This window comes from Agromyces chromiiresistens, assembly GCF_029167465.1.
Classification (GTDB): Bacteria; Actinomycetota; Actinomycetes; order Actinomycetales; family Microbacteriaceae; genus Agromyces; species Agromyces chromiiresistens.
Genome location: NZ_JARFNL010000004.1, coordinates 141,499 through 157,988 on the forward strand (window position 1 = coordinate 141,499; position 16,490 = coordinate 157,988).

The following is a 16,490-nucleotide window of genomic DNA, read 5'->3' on the forward strand; positions in this document are numbered from 1 at the left end:
CCGCTGAGCGGCGGGTTGCGATGCACCTCTTCCGGCGTCGGGCGCGACTCGACCGGCGGTTGTCCCAGGTTTCGGGCAGGATGGGAGTATGGCGAAGCTCCGCGTGCATCACGACCGGGTCGAGGTCCACCTCACCGCGGCCGAGAAGTCGCTCGCGCTCCGTGCCGACGACCTCGTGGTGCAGCGCGACGACATCCGGTCGGCGACCATCACCGACGACCCGTGGATCTGGATCCGCGGCATCCGCCGACGCGGCACCGAGGTGCCCCTCGTCATCGCCGTCGGCGTGTGGAAGTACCACGGCGGCAGCGACTTCGTGATCGTCAAGGGCAAGCGCCAGGCCGTCGTGCTCGAGCTGGCCGACGGCGAGTTCGCCCGCATCATCCTGAGCACGAACCACGCGGCCGAGCTCATCGACCGCCTCCGGCTCACCCCCGTCGACGACCCCGCCGACGGCGCCGGCGAGTAGTCGCCGCGAGGCTCGGCGACCCGGTCGTGGCGCGCCCGCGTCATCTCGTCGCGCCCGGATTCGGCGGCACGACCGCCCTCGTTTAGGATGTCCCCCGGATGCCGCGGCCCTGCCGCGCCGCCGTCCGGGGGATGTTCGTCGCCGTCGGCGGTCTCGGCGAGGCGTCCGTCACCCGAACCCGACCGGCCCCGCCGGTGACCCGAACAGCTGGCAGGAGGGGCGCAGCTCGTGGCGAAACGCCTGCCCTCGGCACCACCCGTGCTCTCCGGGTACAGCTACGTGCGACCCCTCGGCACCGGGGGCTTCGCCGACGTGTTCCTCTACGAGCAGGACCTGCCCCGCCGCGTCACCGCCGTCAAGGTGCTGCTCGTCGACGTCGTCGACCCCGACGCCCGCCGCTCGTTCACGGTCGAGGCCGACGCGATGGCCCGGCTGAGCGCCCACCCCTCGATCGTCACGATCTACCAGGCCTCGATCTCGGCCGACGGCCGCCCGTACTTCGTCATGGAGTACTGCCCCGAATCGCTCGGCGCCCGCTCGAAGCGCGGCCCGATGCCCGTCGGCGAGGTGCTCGACATCGGCGTGCGCATGGCCGGCGCCCTCGAGACCGCGCACCGATCGGGCCTGCTGCACCGCGACATCAAGCCCTCGAACCTGCTCGTCAACTCGCTGGGCGCCCCGGTGCTCGCCGACTTCGGCATCGCGGGCGCGATCAGCGACGACGGCACGGGCGACACGTTCGCGATGTCGATCCCGTGGAGCGCCCCCGAGGTGCTCGGCGAACGCACCACCGGCACCGTCGCGACCGAGATCTGGAGCCTCGGTGCCACGCTCTACACGCTGCTCGCCGGCCACAGCCCGTTCGAGCTGCCCGATCGCAGCCGCAACACCGTCGATCAGCTCTCGCGCCGCGTGCTCGGCGCGAAGTTCACGCCGCTCGCCCCGCGCGGGGTGCCGGCCCGCATCGACACCGTGCTCTCGACGGCGATGCAGCGCGACCCGGCTCGTCGCTACGGCACGATGGCCGAGTTCGGCGAGGCGCTGCGCTGGGCCCAGTACGAGTTGGGCGTCGCGCCCACGAGCCTCGAGGTCGCGTCGCCCGAGTGGGCGGCTGCGGCGCCGCTCGATTTCGCGGATGCCTCGGAGCGCGGCCCCGTCGTCACCACCGTGAACCCCGACTCTCGTCGGGCGGGCCGGGCGGCCGCCGTCGCCGCGGCGCGCCCTTCAGGACCGCGCGTCGACGACGGCGGCCTCGCACCCGCCAGGGCGCGCGGCGGCGTGTGGAAGCCCCTGCTCATCGGCGTCGGTTCGGCCGTCGTCGTCATCGGGCTGGCCGCGGCCGGGCTCGTCCTGTCGGGAGCGATCTGATGGCGGGCCGCCGGGGCGCGATCATCGCCTCGATCGCGGGGATCGCCGCGGTCGCGACCGTCGTCACGCTCGCGGTCACGGCGAACGGCTACGAGGCGCAGGAGGTGCCCCAGCTCGAGACCTCGATCTGGGTGACGCGCGACGCCGGCCAGTACGCGCGCGTCAACACCGACCTCGCCGAGATCGACCTCGTACGCGACGTCGACGACCCGAGCACCGTCGTGCAGTCGGGCTCGACGGCCGCGATCTACAGCCAGGGCCTGCGGCAGCGCTGGGCGATCGACCCCGCCGAACCCGTCGACCTCGTCGCTGAGGACGGCGGCGGTTCGGTGCCCACGCCGACCGGAACGCGCGACGTCGTCACGGCGGGCGACTGGGTCGCCTACCGCACCGACACCGGTACCGTGCACGCGGGGCGCATCGACGGCGACGACGCCTTCCCGGTCGACCCCTACGCCGAGGCTCGCAGCGACGACGGAGGCGACGGCGAGGGCGACGAGACGTACGCCGCGACCGCCGTCGGCGTGTCGTCGGCGGGGCTGATCGCGATGTACTCGGCCCGCGAGGAGGCCGTGCGGCTCTACGACGCGTCGACGGGCGAGTTCACCGGCGGCGAGGTGGGGGTGCCCGAGCCGCCCGCGGCCGACGCGTCCCTCGAGCTGACCGTGCTCGGCGAACGCTGGGTCATGCTCGACCCCGCCGACGGACGCGTCTGGCTGTCGGGGCGCGACGCGCCGGTCGCCCTCGACGTGGCGCCCGACGCGCGCCTGCAGCAGGGCTCCGGCCCCGAGGCATCCGTGCACGTCGCCGACTCGGCCGGCCTCGTCGAGCTGCCGCTCGACGGCGGCGACGCCGATCGCGTGGTCGAGGCGAGCGGGGCGCCCGCCCAGCCGATCCTCGTGGGCGACGAGCTCGTGGCGGCCTGGCTCTCGACCGACGGCGGGGCCGTGTGGACGTCGAGCGGTGGCGAGACGGTGCCGCTCGAGGTGCCCGAGGGCGAGGCCGCCGGCGAGGGACCGCAGTCGCTCACCCCCGTGCTTCGCGGCAACGGCGACCGAGCCGTGCTCAACGAGACCTCGTCGGGCATCGTCTGGACGGTGCCCGACGGCCGCGTGGTGCCGCTCGAGCAATGGGAGCTCGACGACGAGATCGAGGACCGGGTCGGCACGGAGGAGGTCGAGGACCTCGCCCGCCAGGAGCCGCCGGTCGCCGTGGCCGACAGCTTCGGCGTGCGGTCGGGCCAGCAGGTCGAGCTCCCCGTGCTCTACAACGACCACGACCCCAACGCGAAGGACGTGCTCACGGTCGACCCCGCGTCGATCACGGGCGGCTTCGCCGACCCCGCCTTCGGCGAGCTCGCGCTCACCTCGAACGACCAGACGCCGACCGTGCGGGTGCGCGCCGAGTCGGGGTCGACGACGTTCACCTACGCGGTGACCGACGGGTCGGCGAGCTCGGCGCCCGTGACGGTCACGCTCACCGTGGTGCCCTCCGACGTGAACTCCGCACCGGTCTGGTGCGGCGTCGACGACTGCCTGCAGACCTGGCCCGAGCCGCAGCTCATGCCCGGCGGCACGGCGCTCGTGTCGGTGCTGCCCGGCTGGGTCGACCCAGAGGGCGACGCGTTCGTGCTCGCCGACGCCCAGCCCGTCGATGCGAGCGCACCGGTGACGGTCGTGCCGATGGCCGACGGTCGCGTCGCGATCCGCCACACCGACCCGAACGCCGCCGCCGAGAAGGTGCAGGTGCGACTCACCGTCGCCGACGTGAACGGCGCGGCGACCGAGGCCACGCTCGACGTGCGCGTCACCACGAGCGCCTCGCTCGAGGTCGCGCCGGTCGCGGTGACCGCGGGTGCCGGCGAGACGGCGATCGTCGACATCGCCGAGCACGTGAGCGGCGGCTCCGGCTCGTTGCGACTGCTCGACGCCGTTCCCACGGCCGCGGCCGCAGGCGCCGGGCTCGTCGTCGTGCCGAACGCCGCCGCCGGCGAGGTCGAGCTCTCGGCCGAGAAGCCGGGCGCCTACCTCGCGACGTTCACCGTGCAGGACCTGGTGACCCGCGCCGAGCAGACCGCGACGATCCGCGTCACGGTCGCTGCTCCCGGCGCGCCCGTCGCACTCGCCCCGATGACGGCGTTCGTGCGTGCGGGCGAGGACACGATGGTCGACGTGCTCGGCGCGGCGCAGAACACGAGCGGTCGCGTGCTCGTCGTCACCGGCGCGGTGTCGGGCAGCCCCGAGCTCGGCGTCGGCGTCGTCGCCCAGTCGCAGGTGCGGGTGACGGGCGTGACCCGCAACGGCGAGCCGGGCCTCGTCGGCCGGGCGAAGGTGACGGTCGCCGACGGTGCCGGTGCGACGGCGACCGGCGACCTCAGCGTGTTCCTCGTCGCGCCCTCGGCGGGCATCAGCCCCATCGCGATGCCCGACACGGTCACGATGCGCGTCGGCGAGCTCATCTCGATCCCCGTGACCGACAACGACGTGAGCCCGCGCGCCGAGGCGCTCGTCGTGCACCCCGAGGTGTCGAGTTCGGGCGCCGACGGCGAGCTCGCCTTCGCCTCGGGCGACGAGGTGCGCTACCTCGCGCCCAAGACGCCCGGCACCTACGAGCTCGGCTACGCGGTCGGGCTCGCGCAGGCGCCCGAGCGCCTCGACCACTCGACCGTCACGGTGACGGTGCTGCCCGACGGAGCCAACCGCGCGCCCGAGCCGCACCCGCTCGTCGCCCGCGTGCTGAGCGGCCAGAGCGTGCGCATCCCCGTGCCCTCGACCGGGATGGACCCCGACGGCGACCGCACCGTGCTCGTCGGCGTCGCCCAGCCCAAGGCGGGCCTCGGCATCGCGACCATCTCGGCGGAGGGCGACGCGATCGTCTACACCGCGCCCGAGAACGGCACCGGAGACGGCCAGCCGTCGTTCGAGTACACCGTGCGCGACGCCTCGGGCTCCGAGGGCGAGGGGCGCGTGCGAGTCGGCGTGCTCACTGCCGCCGTGACCGACGCCGCACCCGTGACGTTCAGCGACTACGTGCGCGTGCAGCAGTCTGCCGCGTCGCCCGTCACGGTCGAGCCCGCCGGCAACGACCTCGACCCCGCCCAGGGCGAGCTCGAGCTCGTCAAGGTGGTGCCGAACGCGCCCGAGGGCAGCCCCGAGCACGACCGGCTCGCCGCGCTCATCGACCCGTCGACCGATCCCGCCGCCGGTCGCGTCGTGCTGCACCCCGGCGACGTCGCCGGTTCCAACTCGTATCGCTACACCGTGCGATCGGAGCGCACCTCGAGCACGGCCGAGGGACTCATCGTGGTCAAGGTCACCGAGGGCGAGTCGCCCGACGCGCCCGTGGTCGCCGACACGGTCGTCACGGCGCGTTCGCGCGCCGACCTGCCCGAGAAGGGGCTCGACGTGATCGCCGGCCATGTCACCTGGGCCTCGGGCGACCTCGCCGCCCTCGAGCTCGAGCTGTGGGGCAAGGCGCCCTCCGGGTTCCGGGTCGAGGGGCACCGCATTATCGGGCCGCTGCCCGACGGGGGCGCGCTCGTGCCGTTCCGCGTGCACGGCGCCGACCGCGCCGGGCGCGACGCCGAGGCGTTCGGCTTCCTCGTCGTACCCGCGACCGACGACCTCCGCGTGCAACTGCGAGGGGACCTCGACGACCTCGAGGTGAAGGAGGACGCGAAGGTCTCGTTCGACGTGCGCGAACTGCTCGACCTCGCGCCCGGAGACTCGGCCGAGGTCGGCACCGACGGGTACACCGTCCAGCGCGCGAACGCGACCTGCCGCCCGGTCGCGGGCGGCGGTGCCGAGTACGCGGCCGGGCGCGACGCACCGTGGAGCGACCACTGCCTCGTGCCCGTGCGCCTCGACGGCCAGAAGAGCTGGTCGTGGGTGGGCGTCCCGATCGCGATCGTGCCGCGCGACCCGCAGGCCATCCTCTCGGCGGTGAGCCGCACGGTGGCGCCGGGTGCCTCCGAGAGCGTCGCCCTCTACGACGAGATGACGACGTGGGAGGGGGGCCGCGAGGGCGACCGCGCGAAGCTCGACTACTCGATCTCGTACTCGGGCAGCGCGTTCACCGTCGAGCAGAAGGGCGACGGCGTCACCTTCGAGGCGCACGCGGATGCCCGCCCGGGCACCCGCGAGACCGCGACCGTCAGCGTGAGCGCGTTCGGGGGGCTCACCTCGGCCATCACGCTCGTCGTCGGCCAGGCGCCGCCCGACACTCCGCGCGGCGCCGTCTTCACGCAGCAGTGCTCCGTCGGCGAGGGCGCCTCGTGCACGATCGCGGTCGTCGGCGTGCCGGGCGAGTACGACCCGTTCTCGGGCAAGACGGGCGCGGGCCTCAAGCTCGCCGGCCTCGGGTCGGGCGCGAACAGCTGCCAGGTCGCGAGCATCCGGGCCGTCGACGACCGCTCGGTCACCGTCACCTGGCCGACCGGCAAGAACGCGTTCGGCGGCGAGTGCGTCGTGCCGTTCTCGGTGACCGACGCGCAGGGCCGTTCGGGCGACGGCCGGCTGACGGTCGACCTGCTCGGTCTGCCGCAGGCGCCCGCGTCGGTGTCGACCGCCGACTACACGGCGAACTCGGTGACGCTCGAGGTCTCGCTCGGCGAGGCGCTGCGCGCCCACCCCGAGGTCACCGGCGTCGAGATCCTCGAGGGCGAGCGCGCCGTGCGCGCCGACTGCAAGCCGGGCGCCCCCGGGGTGTGGTGGTGCACGGTCGGCGGGCTGACACCCGGTGAACGGCACCGGTTCGCGGCGCGCGCGGTCAACAGCGTCGGGGTCTCGACCGCGACGAGCCCCGTCGAGACGTGGAGCTACAAGGCCCCCGTCATCTCCGCGGCCTCCGCGTCGCCGGTCTACCGAGAGGGCACGACCGGTCCGAACACGGGCGTCGTCGAGCTGCGCATCTCGGCGGAGCGCGATGCACGCTCGTTCCGGGTGCAGGAGACCGGCCAGGTCATCGACCGCCGTGGTGCGACCACGACGACCGAGCTCACGCTCGTGCCCGGCCCGCAGATGCTCACGCTCGTGCCGATCAGCATCTACGAGCCCCCGACGGGCCGCGGCGGCAACGAGGGCGGCAACGCCGTCGTGCCGATCACGGCGGCCGGGTCGCCCGTCCTGAACCCGAACGGCATCGCGGCGGCCGCGGCGTCGAACACCTCGATCCTCGTGACGGGCGTCGGCCTCGACGCCAACCACAGCGCTCGTGCGTCGGAGCTCGTGTACCTCGCATGGCAGCGGGGCGACGCGCGGTGCTGGGCCGACGGCGACGGGGGGCTCCAGACCTCGGGCGCAGAGGTCGTCTCGAGCTCGTCGACGATCGCCGGGCTGCAGGACAGCCAGCGCTACTACATCAAGGCCTGCGCCTCGAACGGGTACGGCGTCGTCGAGACCGAGACGGTGCGCGCCGACACGATCCACGACGTCGACCCGCCGAGCGGCACGCTGACCTACACGGTCGCGACGGCGCCCGCCGGCGGCGGCGATCACTTCGAGTACCGGCTCGAGCAGGCGCCCGTCGTCGAGGCCGACAACGGGTTCACCCCGTACTTCTACATGTACGGCGAGTGGCGCGAGGACTTCGTGCTCGAGACGTGGGGCACGCCCGGCGACGTCAAGGTGAGGACCTGCAAGCGGTCGTGGTTCGACACGAAGTGCTCCGGCGACGTCGCCATCGTCGCCAAGACCGCGCCGACCGAGGTCACGGTCGACTTCGCGACCGGTTGCATCCCCAGCCAGGACGAGATCGGCGTCACCGTCTCCGACGCGGCGCGCGGCTCGTACGAGATCCGCAACTGGCGCCAGACCGACCCGACGAACGCGCCGCTCGCGGTCGCGTACGACCTCGTGTTCACCGGCGCGTTCATCGCGCTCGATCCGATCCCGCGCACGGGCGAGCTGTGCCCGCCGCCCGAACCGACGCCGACGCCGACGCCGACCCCGACGCCCGAGGCGCCGGCGCCCTGACGTCGCAGCACCAGCCCCGAGACATCCCCGACCGCCCTTCGAGAGGAACACCACCGTGACGATCGCCCCGGAGCAATCCGCCTGGTTCGCCGAGACGTTCTCGCTCATCGCCGACAACGTCGAGCAGGCCGTGCTCGGCAAGCGCCACGTCGTCGAGCTCGTGCTCGCGACGGCGATCTCGGGCGGCCACGTGCTGCTCGAGGACGCCCCCGGCACCGGCAAGACCGCGCTCGCCCGCGCGATCGGCCAGACCATCCACGGCACCAGCTCGCGCATCCAGTTCACGCCCGACCTCCTGCCCGGCGACGTCACCGGCATCACGGTCTACGACCAGAAGGCCGGGCAGTTCGAGTTCCACGCCGGCCCGGTGTTCGCGAACATCGTCCTCGCCGACGAGATCAACCGCGCGAGCCCCAAGACGCAGTCGGCGCTGCTCGAGGTCATGGAGGAGGGCAACGTCACGATCGACGGCGTCACCCGCCCGGTCGGCAATCCGTTCATGGTGATCGCGACGCAGAACCCGATCGAGCAGGGCGGCACCTACCGCCTGCCCGAGGCGCAGCTCGACCGCTTCACCGTGAAGACCTCGATCGGCTACCCCGACGAGGCCTCGACCATGCGCATCCTGCAGGCGGTCGGCGCACCGAAGCCGCGCCTCGAGGGCATCGTCGGCACCGACACGGTCGTCGCGATGACCGAGCTGAGCCGCGGGGTCTACGTGAACCCGCTCGTCTCCGACTACATCATGCGCATCGTCGACGCGACCCGCCGCGCCAGCGAGGTGCGCCTCGGTGTGAGCGTGCGCGGTGCCATCGCGCTGTCGCGCCTCGCGATGACCTGGGCCGCGGCCGCGGGCCGTACGTATGCGACCCCCGACGACGTGCGCGAGCTCGCCGTCGCCGCGCTCGCGCACCGCCTCGTGCTCGAGCCCGAGGCCGAGTTCGACGGGGTGACCGCGATCGCCGTGGTCAACCAGATCCTGCTCGACGTGCCGGCGCCCCGGGAGAACGGCGTGGCGTGACCGAACCGACCGATCTCCTCCACAAGCCCGCGACCGCCGACACGCTCACCTCGACGCGTGGCGCGACGGTCACGAGGCTCTCGCGCACGCGCCGCGGCCCCGTGGCCGAGGGTGCGGCGCGACTGCGCCGCGGCGCGCGGTGGGCGGGCGGCGCGGTCCTGCGCGCCGTCGAGTGGGTGCGGGAGACGGTCTCACCGGCGGGGATGCTGCTCGCAGGGCTCGTCGTCGCCGGCATCGCCTGCGGTGCCGTGTTCGGGTGGTTCGAGGCCTGGGTGGTCGCGGTGATGGCGGCGACGCTCCTCGTCGTGTGCGTGCCGTTCCTGCTCGGGGCGCACGACTACCGGGTGAAGCTCGAGCTCGACCGCGACCGGGTGGTCGCCGGCTCCGAGATCCACGGCACCCTCGACCTCGTGAACAGCGGGTCGCGGCCGTCGCTGCCGGGCGTCGTCGACATCCCGGTCGGCAAGGGCCTCGTCGAGGCGCACATCCCGCTGCTGCGCGGCGGCGGGCATCACCGCGAAGAGCTCGTGATCGCGGCGCAGCGCCGGGGCATCATCGACGTCGGCCCGATGACGGTCTCGCGCGGCGACCCGTTGCGGGTGCTGCGACGCGAGATGAGCTGGCCCGAGGTGCAGCGCGTGCACGTGCACCCGGTCACGGTGGCGCTGCCGCCGTCGAGCGCGGGCCTCATCCGCGACCTCGAGGGCGCCCCGTCGAACCAGCTCGTCGACGCCGACCTGTCGTTCCATGCGGTGCGCGAGTACGTGGTCGGCGACTCGCAGCGGCACGTGCACTGGAAGTCCACGGCCCGCACCGGCAAGCTCATGGTGCGCCAGTACGAGGAGTCGCGCCACGCCCGCATCGCCGTGCTGCTCGACCTCGACCTCGACGGCTACTCGAGCGACGACGAGTTCGAGACCGCCGTCAGCGCCGCCGCCTCGCTCGGCGTGCAGGGCGTGCACGAGGGTCGCGACGTGCTCGTCGGCGTGAGCGCCTGGCTCGACACCGCCGACCGCGGCGCCGTGCAGTCGATGCGGTCACTGCCGACCGTCACGCCCCGCGTGCTGCTCGACGGCATGTCGGGCCTCGAGGGCGGCTCCGCCGCCGGAACGGGTGCACGCGTCATCCGCCTCGAATCGGTCGCGGCCCTCGTCGCCCAGTCGTTCGGCGACCTCTCGATCGCGTTCCTCGTGACCGGCTCGCAGGTGCCGCTGCAGCGGCTGCGTCGGGCCGCGATCACCCTGCCGCCGGGCATCACGGTCGTCGCGGTGCGCTGCGAGCCGGGCGCCGAGCCCGGTGCGCGCCGCTCGAGGGAGCTCACGGTGCTCACGCTCGGCGAGCTCGGCGACCTTCCGCAGCTGCTCGCGAGGGGAGCGGTGCGATGACCGACGCGAACGGCCCCCGCACTGCTGCCACCTCCGCGGTCTCCGCCGCGGCGCCGGCCGGCGCCCGGGCGGCGTCACGTGCACGCGACCGCGAGTCGACGCGAACCGCGCTCGGCATCGGCTATGTCGTCGTCGCCGGCCTGCTCGCGACCGTCGCCGCCTGGCCGGTCTACGCCTCGGTGCGCATGCTCGTCGTCGCCGTCGTCGCCATCCTCGCGGGACTCGGGCTCGCCGCCCTCGCCCGCGCCCTGCCGCTGCACGGCGTCGTCAAGGCGATCGTCGTCGTGCTCGCGACCGCCGCGGCGTACGCGATCGTCGTCGTGCCGGTCGCGATCCCGTCGGCGATGGCCGATGCGCCCAGCTGGCTGCGAGGCATCCGCGACGGCTTCGTCGGCGTCGTCGTCGGCTGGAAGCAGCTGCTCACCCTCTCGCTGCCCCTCGGCGAGTACCAGGCGGTGCTCGTGCCGTTCCTGGTCGTGATGCTCGTCGGCACGCTCGTCGCGACGCTCCTGGTCGTGCCCGACCGTCGCACCTCGCCGCTCGCCGTGATCGTCGGACTCGCGATGTCGGGCTTCGGCCTCGCCTTCGGGTCGTCGACGCTCAGCGACCCCCTCGTGATCGGGCCCGTGTCGGTGCCCGCCCCCCGTGAGCTGCTCGTCGGCATCGGGGGACTCGCCGCCGCGCTGGTCTGGCTGCTGCTGCGGTCGCGCTCGATCCGGGCGGTCGCACTGCGCCGGGCGACCGCGGGCACCGTGCAGCGCGCGGGCCTGTCGGGCTGGCCGGCCTGGCGCCGACGCGGACTCGCGGGCGTGCTCGTCGTGCTGGCGCTCGTCGCCGGTGCCGTCGCGACGCCCGCGGCCGCCTCGCTCGCCGACCGCACGGCGCTCCGCGACCGGGTCGAGCCCGAGGTCGTCGTGCGGCAGACCGCCACCCCGCTCGCGAGCTACCGCGCCGCGTTCGGCGCCGACCGCATCGACGAGACGTGGCTCGAACTCGACGGCAGCACCACGGGCGTGCAGCGCCTGCGGCTGGCGACCCTGGAGGACTACGACGGCGAGACCTTCCACGTCGCGACCGAGGGCGCGGCGTCGCGGTTCAGCCGGTTGCCGCGTGCTGCGGTGCGTGCGCCCGGCGACGTCGCGTTCGAGGTCGCCGTCGGCGACGGCTACGCGGGCATCTGGGTGCCCGCCCCGCTCGGGCTGCGTGCCGCGCCCGACTTCGGCGGGGCGCGGCAGTCGGCGCTCGACGACGGCTTCCACCGGTCGGCCGACGGATCGACCGCCATCAGCATCGCGAAGATCCCGGATGCCTCGGCCGCGCCTCCGAGCGTCACGCGAGGGCTCGCGCCGGGCGACGTGTACGACCTCGTCGCGGCGCCCGACACCGTCGCGGCGCAGCTCGGCGAGCCCGGTGCGAGCGCGCAGCTCGACCTCGAGGAGTACCCGGCGCTGTCGGCGTGGCTCGAGCTGCAGGCCCAGCCGAACTCCGCGTCGGGCTTCACCGAGCTCGTGCAGCGCCTCCGCGCCCGCGGCTACCTGAGCCACTCGGCGGTCGACGGTCCCGACGCGGCGGGCTGGATCGGGCAGCTCGGCGGCGGCTACTCCTTCCTGCCCAGCTACTCGGGTCACTCGAAGGCGCGCATCGAGGCGCTCTTCACCGAACTCGTCGACCAGCAGCGTCTGGCGGGTCCGAAGGCCTCCGACGCGGCCCTCGTCGCCGGGATCGGCGACGACGAGCAGTTCGCCGTCGCGACCGCGCTCATCGCCCGCGCCCTCGGCTACGACTCGCGGGTCGTGCTCGGGTTCCGGCTGCCCGGTGCCGATGAGGTGCCGGGGGTCGCGACCTGCACCGACGTCTGCAGGGGCGGTGCGCTCACGGTGTGGACCGAGGTGTCGAGCAGCGGCACCGACGGCTGGGTGCCCGTCGACGCGACGCCGCAGTTCGAGGTCGCGCCGAGCCTGATCCAGGAGGGCGAGCAGCTGCCGCAGCACCCGACGACACCCGATCGGCCGGACACCGCGACCGTCGATCCGCCGTCGGCGCAGAGCGAGTCGAGCGACGCCGCCGCGGCGCCGCCGAAGGACGACGCGGTGTTCGGCTCGTCGCTGTTCGCGACGCTGCGCTGGGTCGGCCTCGGCGTCGCCGCCGCACTGTTCCTCGTGCTCCCGCTGATCGTGCTGCTCGTCGTGAAGGGGGCGCGCACGCGACGGCGTCGCAACGACCCGGTACCCGAGGTGCGCATCGTCGGCGCGTGGGACGATCTCGTCGACCTCTACATCGACCACGGCGTGATCGACTCCGAGCGCGCCGTCCGCGCCGACACCGCCCGCGCAGCCGGTCGTCCTGCGGCCGTCTCGCTCGCCTCGCTGGTCGCCCGCGCGGTGTTCGCCGGCGACCCGCCGTCGGCCTCCGACGCCGATGCGGCGTGGGCGATCGTCGACACCGAACGGCGCGAGCTCCGCGCGGCTGCTCGCGCTCGACGCCGACTTTCCGCGAGGCTGTCCCTCGCCTCACTCTTCCACCCGTTCCGACCTGCTCGCGCATCACTCGAGGAGCCCGCACGATGACCAACGCCGACACGCAGCAACTCGCCGCGCTCTCGCTCATGATGCTCGGCATCTCCTTCCTCGTCGCCGTCGGCGTGTACGTCTGGTACGCGGTGATGTTCGCGAAGGTGCTGAAGCGCTTCGGCCAGCCCGCATGGTCGGCGTGGGTGCCGGTGTACAACGAGATGCAGCTCTTCAAGATCGGCGGCCAGCAGCCGTGGCTCGCACTGCTGCTCTACGTGCCGCTCGCGCAGATCGTGGGCATCGTGTTCAAGGTGTTCGCGCTCCACCGCATCAGCCAGCAGAGCTGGCGGGGCATCGGCACGACGGTGCTCGGCGTGCTGCTGCCGCCGGTGTGGGCGACCGTGCTCGCGTTCGGCCCGTCGCCCGACCCCGAGCAGGGTCGTATGCCGGTGCGGAGCACGCCGGCCGGTGAGATCCCGCCCGTCGCTCCGACCGGACCGCTCGCGGGCACGGCTCCGGGCGCGCCCGCGCCGGCCGCGGCAGCGCCGTCGACCCCGGTCGCTGCGCCGGCCGCTCCCGACGGATGGTTCCTGGCGCAGCAGCAGGCCGGACCGGCGCCGATCGTTCCGCCGGCGCCCACCGCGGCGCCCGTCCAGCCCGCGGCGCCCGTGCAGACCGCGCCGCCGGCCTCGTGGGCGGCACCCGCCAACGCCGCGCCGCCTGCAGCTGCCGCGCCCGGCTCCACGGCGGTCGCCGTGCCGGCCGTGCCGCCGCCGGCCTCCGCCGAGCCGGGCGGAACCGGCGCGACCGGAGGCGCCGCGGCGCTGTCGTCGCTCTTCGCCCCGCCGAGCGACGCGCCCCCCGCACCCGCCGCTGCGCCCGCCGAGCCGGCACGCATTCCCGGACGCATCGAGCCGCTGCCGCCGGCGCCGGTGATGCCGCCGCCCGCGGCGACGCCGGTTTCGCCCGCCGCGACGCCCCCGGCACCGCCTGCTGCGGCCCCGGCGCCGCCTGCGGCGGCCCAGCCCGTGCCGTCTCCTCTGCCGGGGCTGCCGGTCGCGCCGCCGCCCGGCCTCGCCGCAGCCGCCGCGACGCCCATCGCCGGTTACGACCCCGCCGACGCGGAGACGATCGTCACGGGCGACGGCGAGGACGACCCCTTCGACCGGACGGTCGTCGTCACCCGGCGGCCGACCGTGCCGTGGCGCCTCGTGCTCGACGACGGGACCCCGCTCTCGCTCGACGCCGTCGTGGTCGTGCTCGGCCGGAACCCGCGCGAAGCGCTCACGGGCGAGCAGCGCCTCGTCGTGCCCGACCCGAGCCGCACGCTGTCGAAGACCCACGCCGTGCTCCGCCTCGAGGGCGAGCAGTGGGCGATCACCGACCTCGATTCGACCAACGGCGTGATGGTGCCCGACGGCTCGGGCGTCGACCAGCTCATCGACGCGGGCGTGCCGACGCCCGTGGGCGACCGATTCGTGCTCGGCACGCTCGGCGTCCGGCTCGAGCGCGTCGACGAGACCGCGGGCGGCCGATGACCGACGCTCGTGCCGTGATCCTCTCCGCCGCCGCCGCGACCGACGTCGGGCTCGTCCGGCGCGCCAACGAGGACGCCGCCCTCGCCGAATGGCCCGTCTACGTCGTCGCCGACGGCATGGGCGGGTACGAGGCGGGCGACCGGGCGAGCGCCGCGGTGGTCGCGGCATTCCGCGAGCACGTCGTCGGACAGCAGCTCGCGACCGTCACCGACGTGCGCTCGGCCCTCGCGACGGCGAGCGACGCGGTCGCCGCCGTCGCCGCGACGACGGCCCGCGGCGCCGGGTCGACGGTCGCCGGCATCGCCCTCGTCGACGACGACGGCGAACCCGCATGGCTCGTGTTCAACGTCGGCGACTCGCGCGTGTACCGCCATCACGGCACCGTGCTCGAGCAGCTGACCGTCGACCACTCCCTCGGCCAGGAGCTCGTCGACAGCGGGGCAATGCAGCCCGAGGACCTCGCGACGTTCGAACGGCGCAACGTCATCACGCGCGCGATCGGCGCACCCGACTCGACCGCCGACAGCTGGCTGCTGCCCGTGGTGAACGGAGAACGGCTGCTCATCTGCAGCGACGGGCTGACCGGCGAGGTCAGCGACGAGGGCATCCGGGCGACGCTCACCATGAGCGGCCGCCCCGAGTCGGCCGCGGCCGCACTCGTGCAGCGCGCCCGGCAGGCCGGCGGTCGCGACAACATCACGGTCGTCGTGGTCGACGTCGTCTCGGGCGGCATCGACGAGCAGGGCGACGCCACGACCGGGCTGCCGCGACCGACACCGCCCGAGGGCCCCGAGGTCGACGACGAGACCACGATTCCGGTGCGGGGACGCTCATGAGCGACGACACCGACCTGAACGACACCGACCTGAACGTCGACGGCGTGATCGCCGACCGGCACGACGAGGACGCCACCGTCGTCATCAGGGCGGCCGGCGATCCCGACGCGACGATCGTGGTCGAGCGCGGCCATCCCGATGCCGCGGCTCCCGGGGCCGATGCGGCGGATGCCGCCGACGATGCGACGGTCGTCGTGCGCCCGGCCGACTCCGACGACGCCACCCGGGTGGTCGAGCGCGGCGACCAGGTGAAGCAGCGCCTCACCCACGGCGAGCCGGTCATGAACACGCCCCGCCGTCGCGATCGACGCCGCCCGGCCCCCGCCCCGGTCACCGAGGACGTGCTGCGCACCGCCGAACCCGGTGCCGGCCCCGGCCCGCTCGAACGCTACGAGGTGCGCGAGCTCGAGGCATCCGCCCCGCCCGCGCCGCCGCGGTTCGCCGACGGACCGCCGGCCACTCGCGCGACCGACCGCCCGCTGCCGTCGGTGCGCCGCCGGACGCGACGCAGCGCCGCGGCGGCGATCGCCGTCTTCGCGGGGGCGTGCCTCGTCGCCGTCGGCGGGCTCACGGCCGTCGCCCTCGTCGTGCTCGGCGAGCTGCTGGGCTGACCGGTCCCTCGCTCCGGCGGTGCGCTCCGCCTCAGGCGAAGGCGAACAGCACGAAGCCGATCAGCGGGAGCGTGCCCTGCATCAGCGCCGGCTTCAGATAGCCGCGACCCGTCGTCGTGAGCACGGCCGCCGCGAGGAACATGCACGCCGTGGTGAACAGCACGAGCGTCTTGCCGACGGGCATCGCGCCGGCCCAGTACAGCACGAGCCCGAGGGCTGCGCCGACGCCGAGGAACAAGTTGTAGAAGCCCTGGTTGTACGCCATCGGGCGCGTGGCGTCGGCCTGTGCCTGGTCGGCGACGCCGAACCGCTTCCAGGTGGACGGGCGCGTCCACAGCACGCTCTCCATCAGGAAGATGTAGCCGTGCAGGAGGGCGGCGAGGGCGACGAAGACGGTTCCGATGACGGCGGCCATGCCGCGATCGTACGCGCAGTGGATGCCTCGTGGCGGGCGCCGCGCGTGGAGCCGCACCGCGATGAACGGATCTGGGGCGGCACCGGCGCGCAGGCATGACGGTCGTACCGAGCGGGTGTCGACGTCAGGCGGCGTCTGTTGCGAGGTGGGTTGCGGGGTCGGGTGGCGGTGGTGATGGTGAGAGCAGAGCATGATCCCGTTGTCGAGATCGGTCGTGCCCTTGTGGCGCTTCCACCACCTGATGCGGTGCGCCTGGGTGTGCGACGGTGGCCCTGTGCACCCGGGCCACGCGCACCCGCCGCAACGGTGCCCGTCATTCGCGCCCAACGAGCGCCGGGCGATGTCGGCGAGGGCGTCGAGTTCAT

10 protein-coding genes are annotated in these 16,490 nt (G+C 74.2%); 9 read left to right on the forward strand and 1 reads right to left on the reverse strand.

The features are described from left to right. Positions 1–88: 88 nt before the first annotated feature. From PX701_RS08160 to PX701_RS08200, 9 genes are all read left to right on the forward strand, one after another. On the forward strand, positions 89–469 hold the full coding sequence (locus PX701_RS08160) for a hypothetical protein (protein WP_231429085.1): 381 nt from the start codon (positions 89–91) through the stop codon (positions 467–469). Positions 470–697: 228 nt separating this feature from the next. Beyond that, a complete protein-coding gene (locus PX701_RS08165) occupies positions 698–1,837 on the forward strand; it encodes a serine/threonine-protein kinase (protein WP_231429084.1) in 1,140 nt (379 codons plus the stop codon). After that, positions 1,837–7,809 carry an Ig-like domain-containing protein gene (locus PX701_RS08170; protein WP_275506006.1) on the forward strand — a complete coding sequence of 1,991 codons (5,973 nt, stop codon included), beginning with the start codon at positions 1,837–1,839 and terminating at the stop codon, positions 7,807–7,809. Before PX701_RS08165 ends, PX701_RS08170 begins: the two co-directional genes overlap by 1 nt. Positions 7,810–7,864: 55 nt before the next feature. Further along, complete coding sequence (locus PX701_RS08175; protein ID WP_231429082.1) at positions 7,865–8,830, forward strand: AAA family ATPase; 966 nt, start codon at positions 7,865–7,867, stop codon at positions 8,828–8,830. Further along, on the forward strand, positions 8,827–10,215 hold the full coding sequence (locus tag PX701_RS08180; protein WP_275506007.1) for a DUF58 domain-containing protein: 1,389 nt from the start codon (positions 8,827–8,829) through the stop codon (positions 10,213–10,215). Before PX701_RS08175 ends, PX701_RS08180 begins: the two co-directional genes overlap by 4 nt. After that, positions 10,212–12,782, forward strand: coding sequence for a transglutaminase-like domain-containing protein (locus tag PX701_RS08185; protein WP_275506008.1), 2,571 nt, complete (start codon positions 10,212–10,214; stop codon positions 12,780–12,782). The genes PX701_RS08180 and PX701_RS08185 overlap by 4 nt, the downstream gene beginning before the upstream one ends. Further along, positions 12,779–14,263 (forward strand): DUF5684 domain-containing protein, encoded by a 1,485-nt coding sequence (locus PX701_RS08190; protein WP_275506009.1) that lies wholly within the window; start codon positions 12,779–12,781, stop codon positions 14,261–14,263. Before PX701_RS08185 ends, PX701_RS08190 begins: the two co-directional genes overlap by 4 nt. A 14-nt stretch (positions 14,264–14,277) precedes the next feature. Beyond that, on the forward strand, positions 14,278–15,099 hold the full coding sequence (locus PX701_RS08195) for a PP2C family protein-serine/threonine phosphatase (RefSeq protein ID WP_231429078.1): 822 nt from the start codon (positions 14,278–14,280) through the stop codon (positions 15,097–15,099). Next, complete coding sequence (locus PX701_RS08200; protein WP_275506010.1) at positions 15,096–15,710, forward strand: hypothetical protein; 615 nt, start codon at positions 15,096–15,098, stop codon at positions 15,708–15,710. Before PX701_RS08195 ends, PX701_RS08200 begins: the two co-directional genes overlap by 4 nt. Positions 15,711–15,741: 31 nt before the next feature. On the opposite strand, the gene PX701_RS08205 is transcribed toward PX701_RS08200, so the two are convergent. Further along, positions 15,742–16,125, reverse strand: coding sequence for a DUF1304 domain-containing protein (locus PX701_RS08205; protein ID WP_275506011.1), 384 nt, complete (start codon positions 16,123–16,125; stop codon positions 15,742–15,744). Between the last annotated feature and the right edge of the window lie 365 nt (positions 16,126–16,490).

Bases quoted from the DNA above. Each gene is read 5' to 3' on its own strand.
- PX701_RS08160 (WP_231429085.1), top strand. From the start codon at position 89: ATGGCGAAGCTCCGCGTGCATCACGACCGGGTCGAGGTCCACCTCACC.
- PX701_RS08200 (WP_275506010.1), top strand. From the start codon at position 15,096: ATGAGCGACGACACCGACCTGAACGACACCGACCTGAACGTCGACGGC.
- PX701_RS08185 (WP_275506008.1), top strand. From the start codon at position 10,212: ATGACCGACGCGAACGGCCCCCGCACTGCTGCCACCTCCGCGGTCTCC.
- PX701_RS08170 (WP_275506006.1), top strand. From the start codon at position 1,837: ATGGCGGGCCGCCGGGGCGCGATCATCGCCTCGATCGCGGGGATCGCC.
- PX701_RS08205 (WP_275506011.1), bottom strand. From the start codon at position 16,125: ATGGCCGCCGTCATCGGAACCGTCTTCGTCGCCCTCGCCGCCCTCCTG.
- PX701_RS08190 (WP_275506009.1), top strand. From the start codon at position 12,779: ATGACCAACGCCGACACGCAGCAACTCGCCGCGCTCTCGCTCATGATG.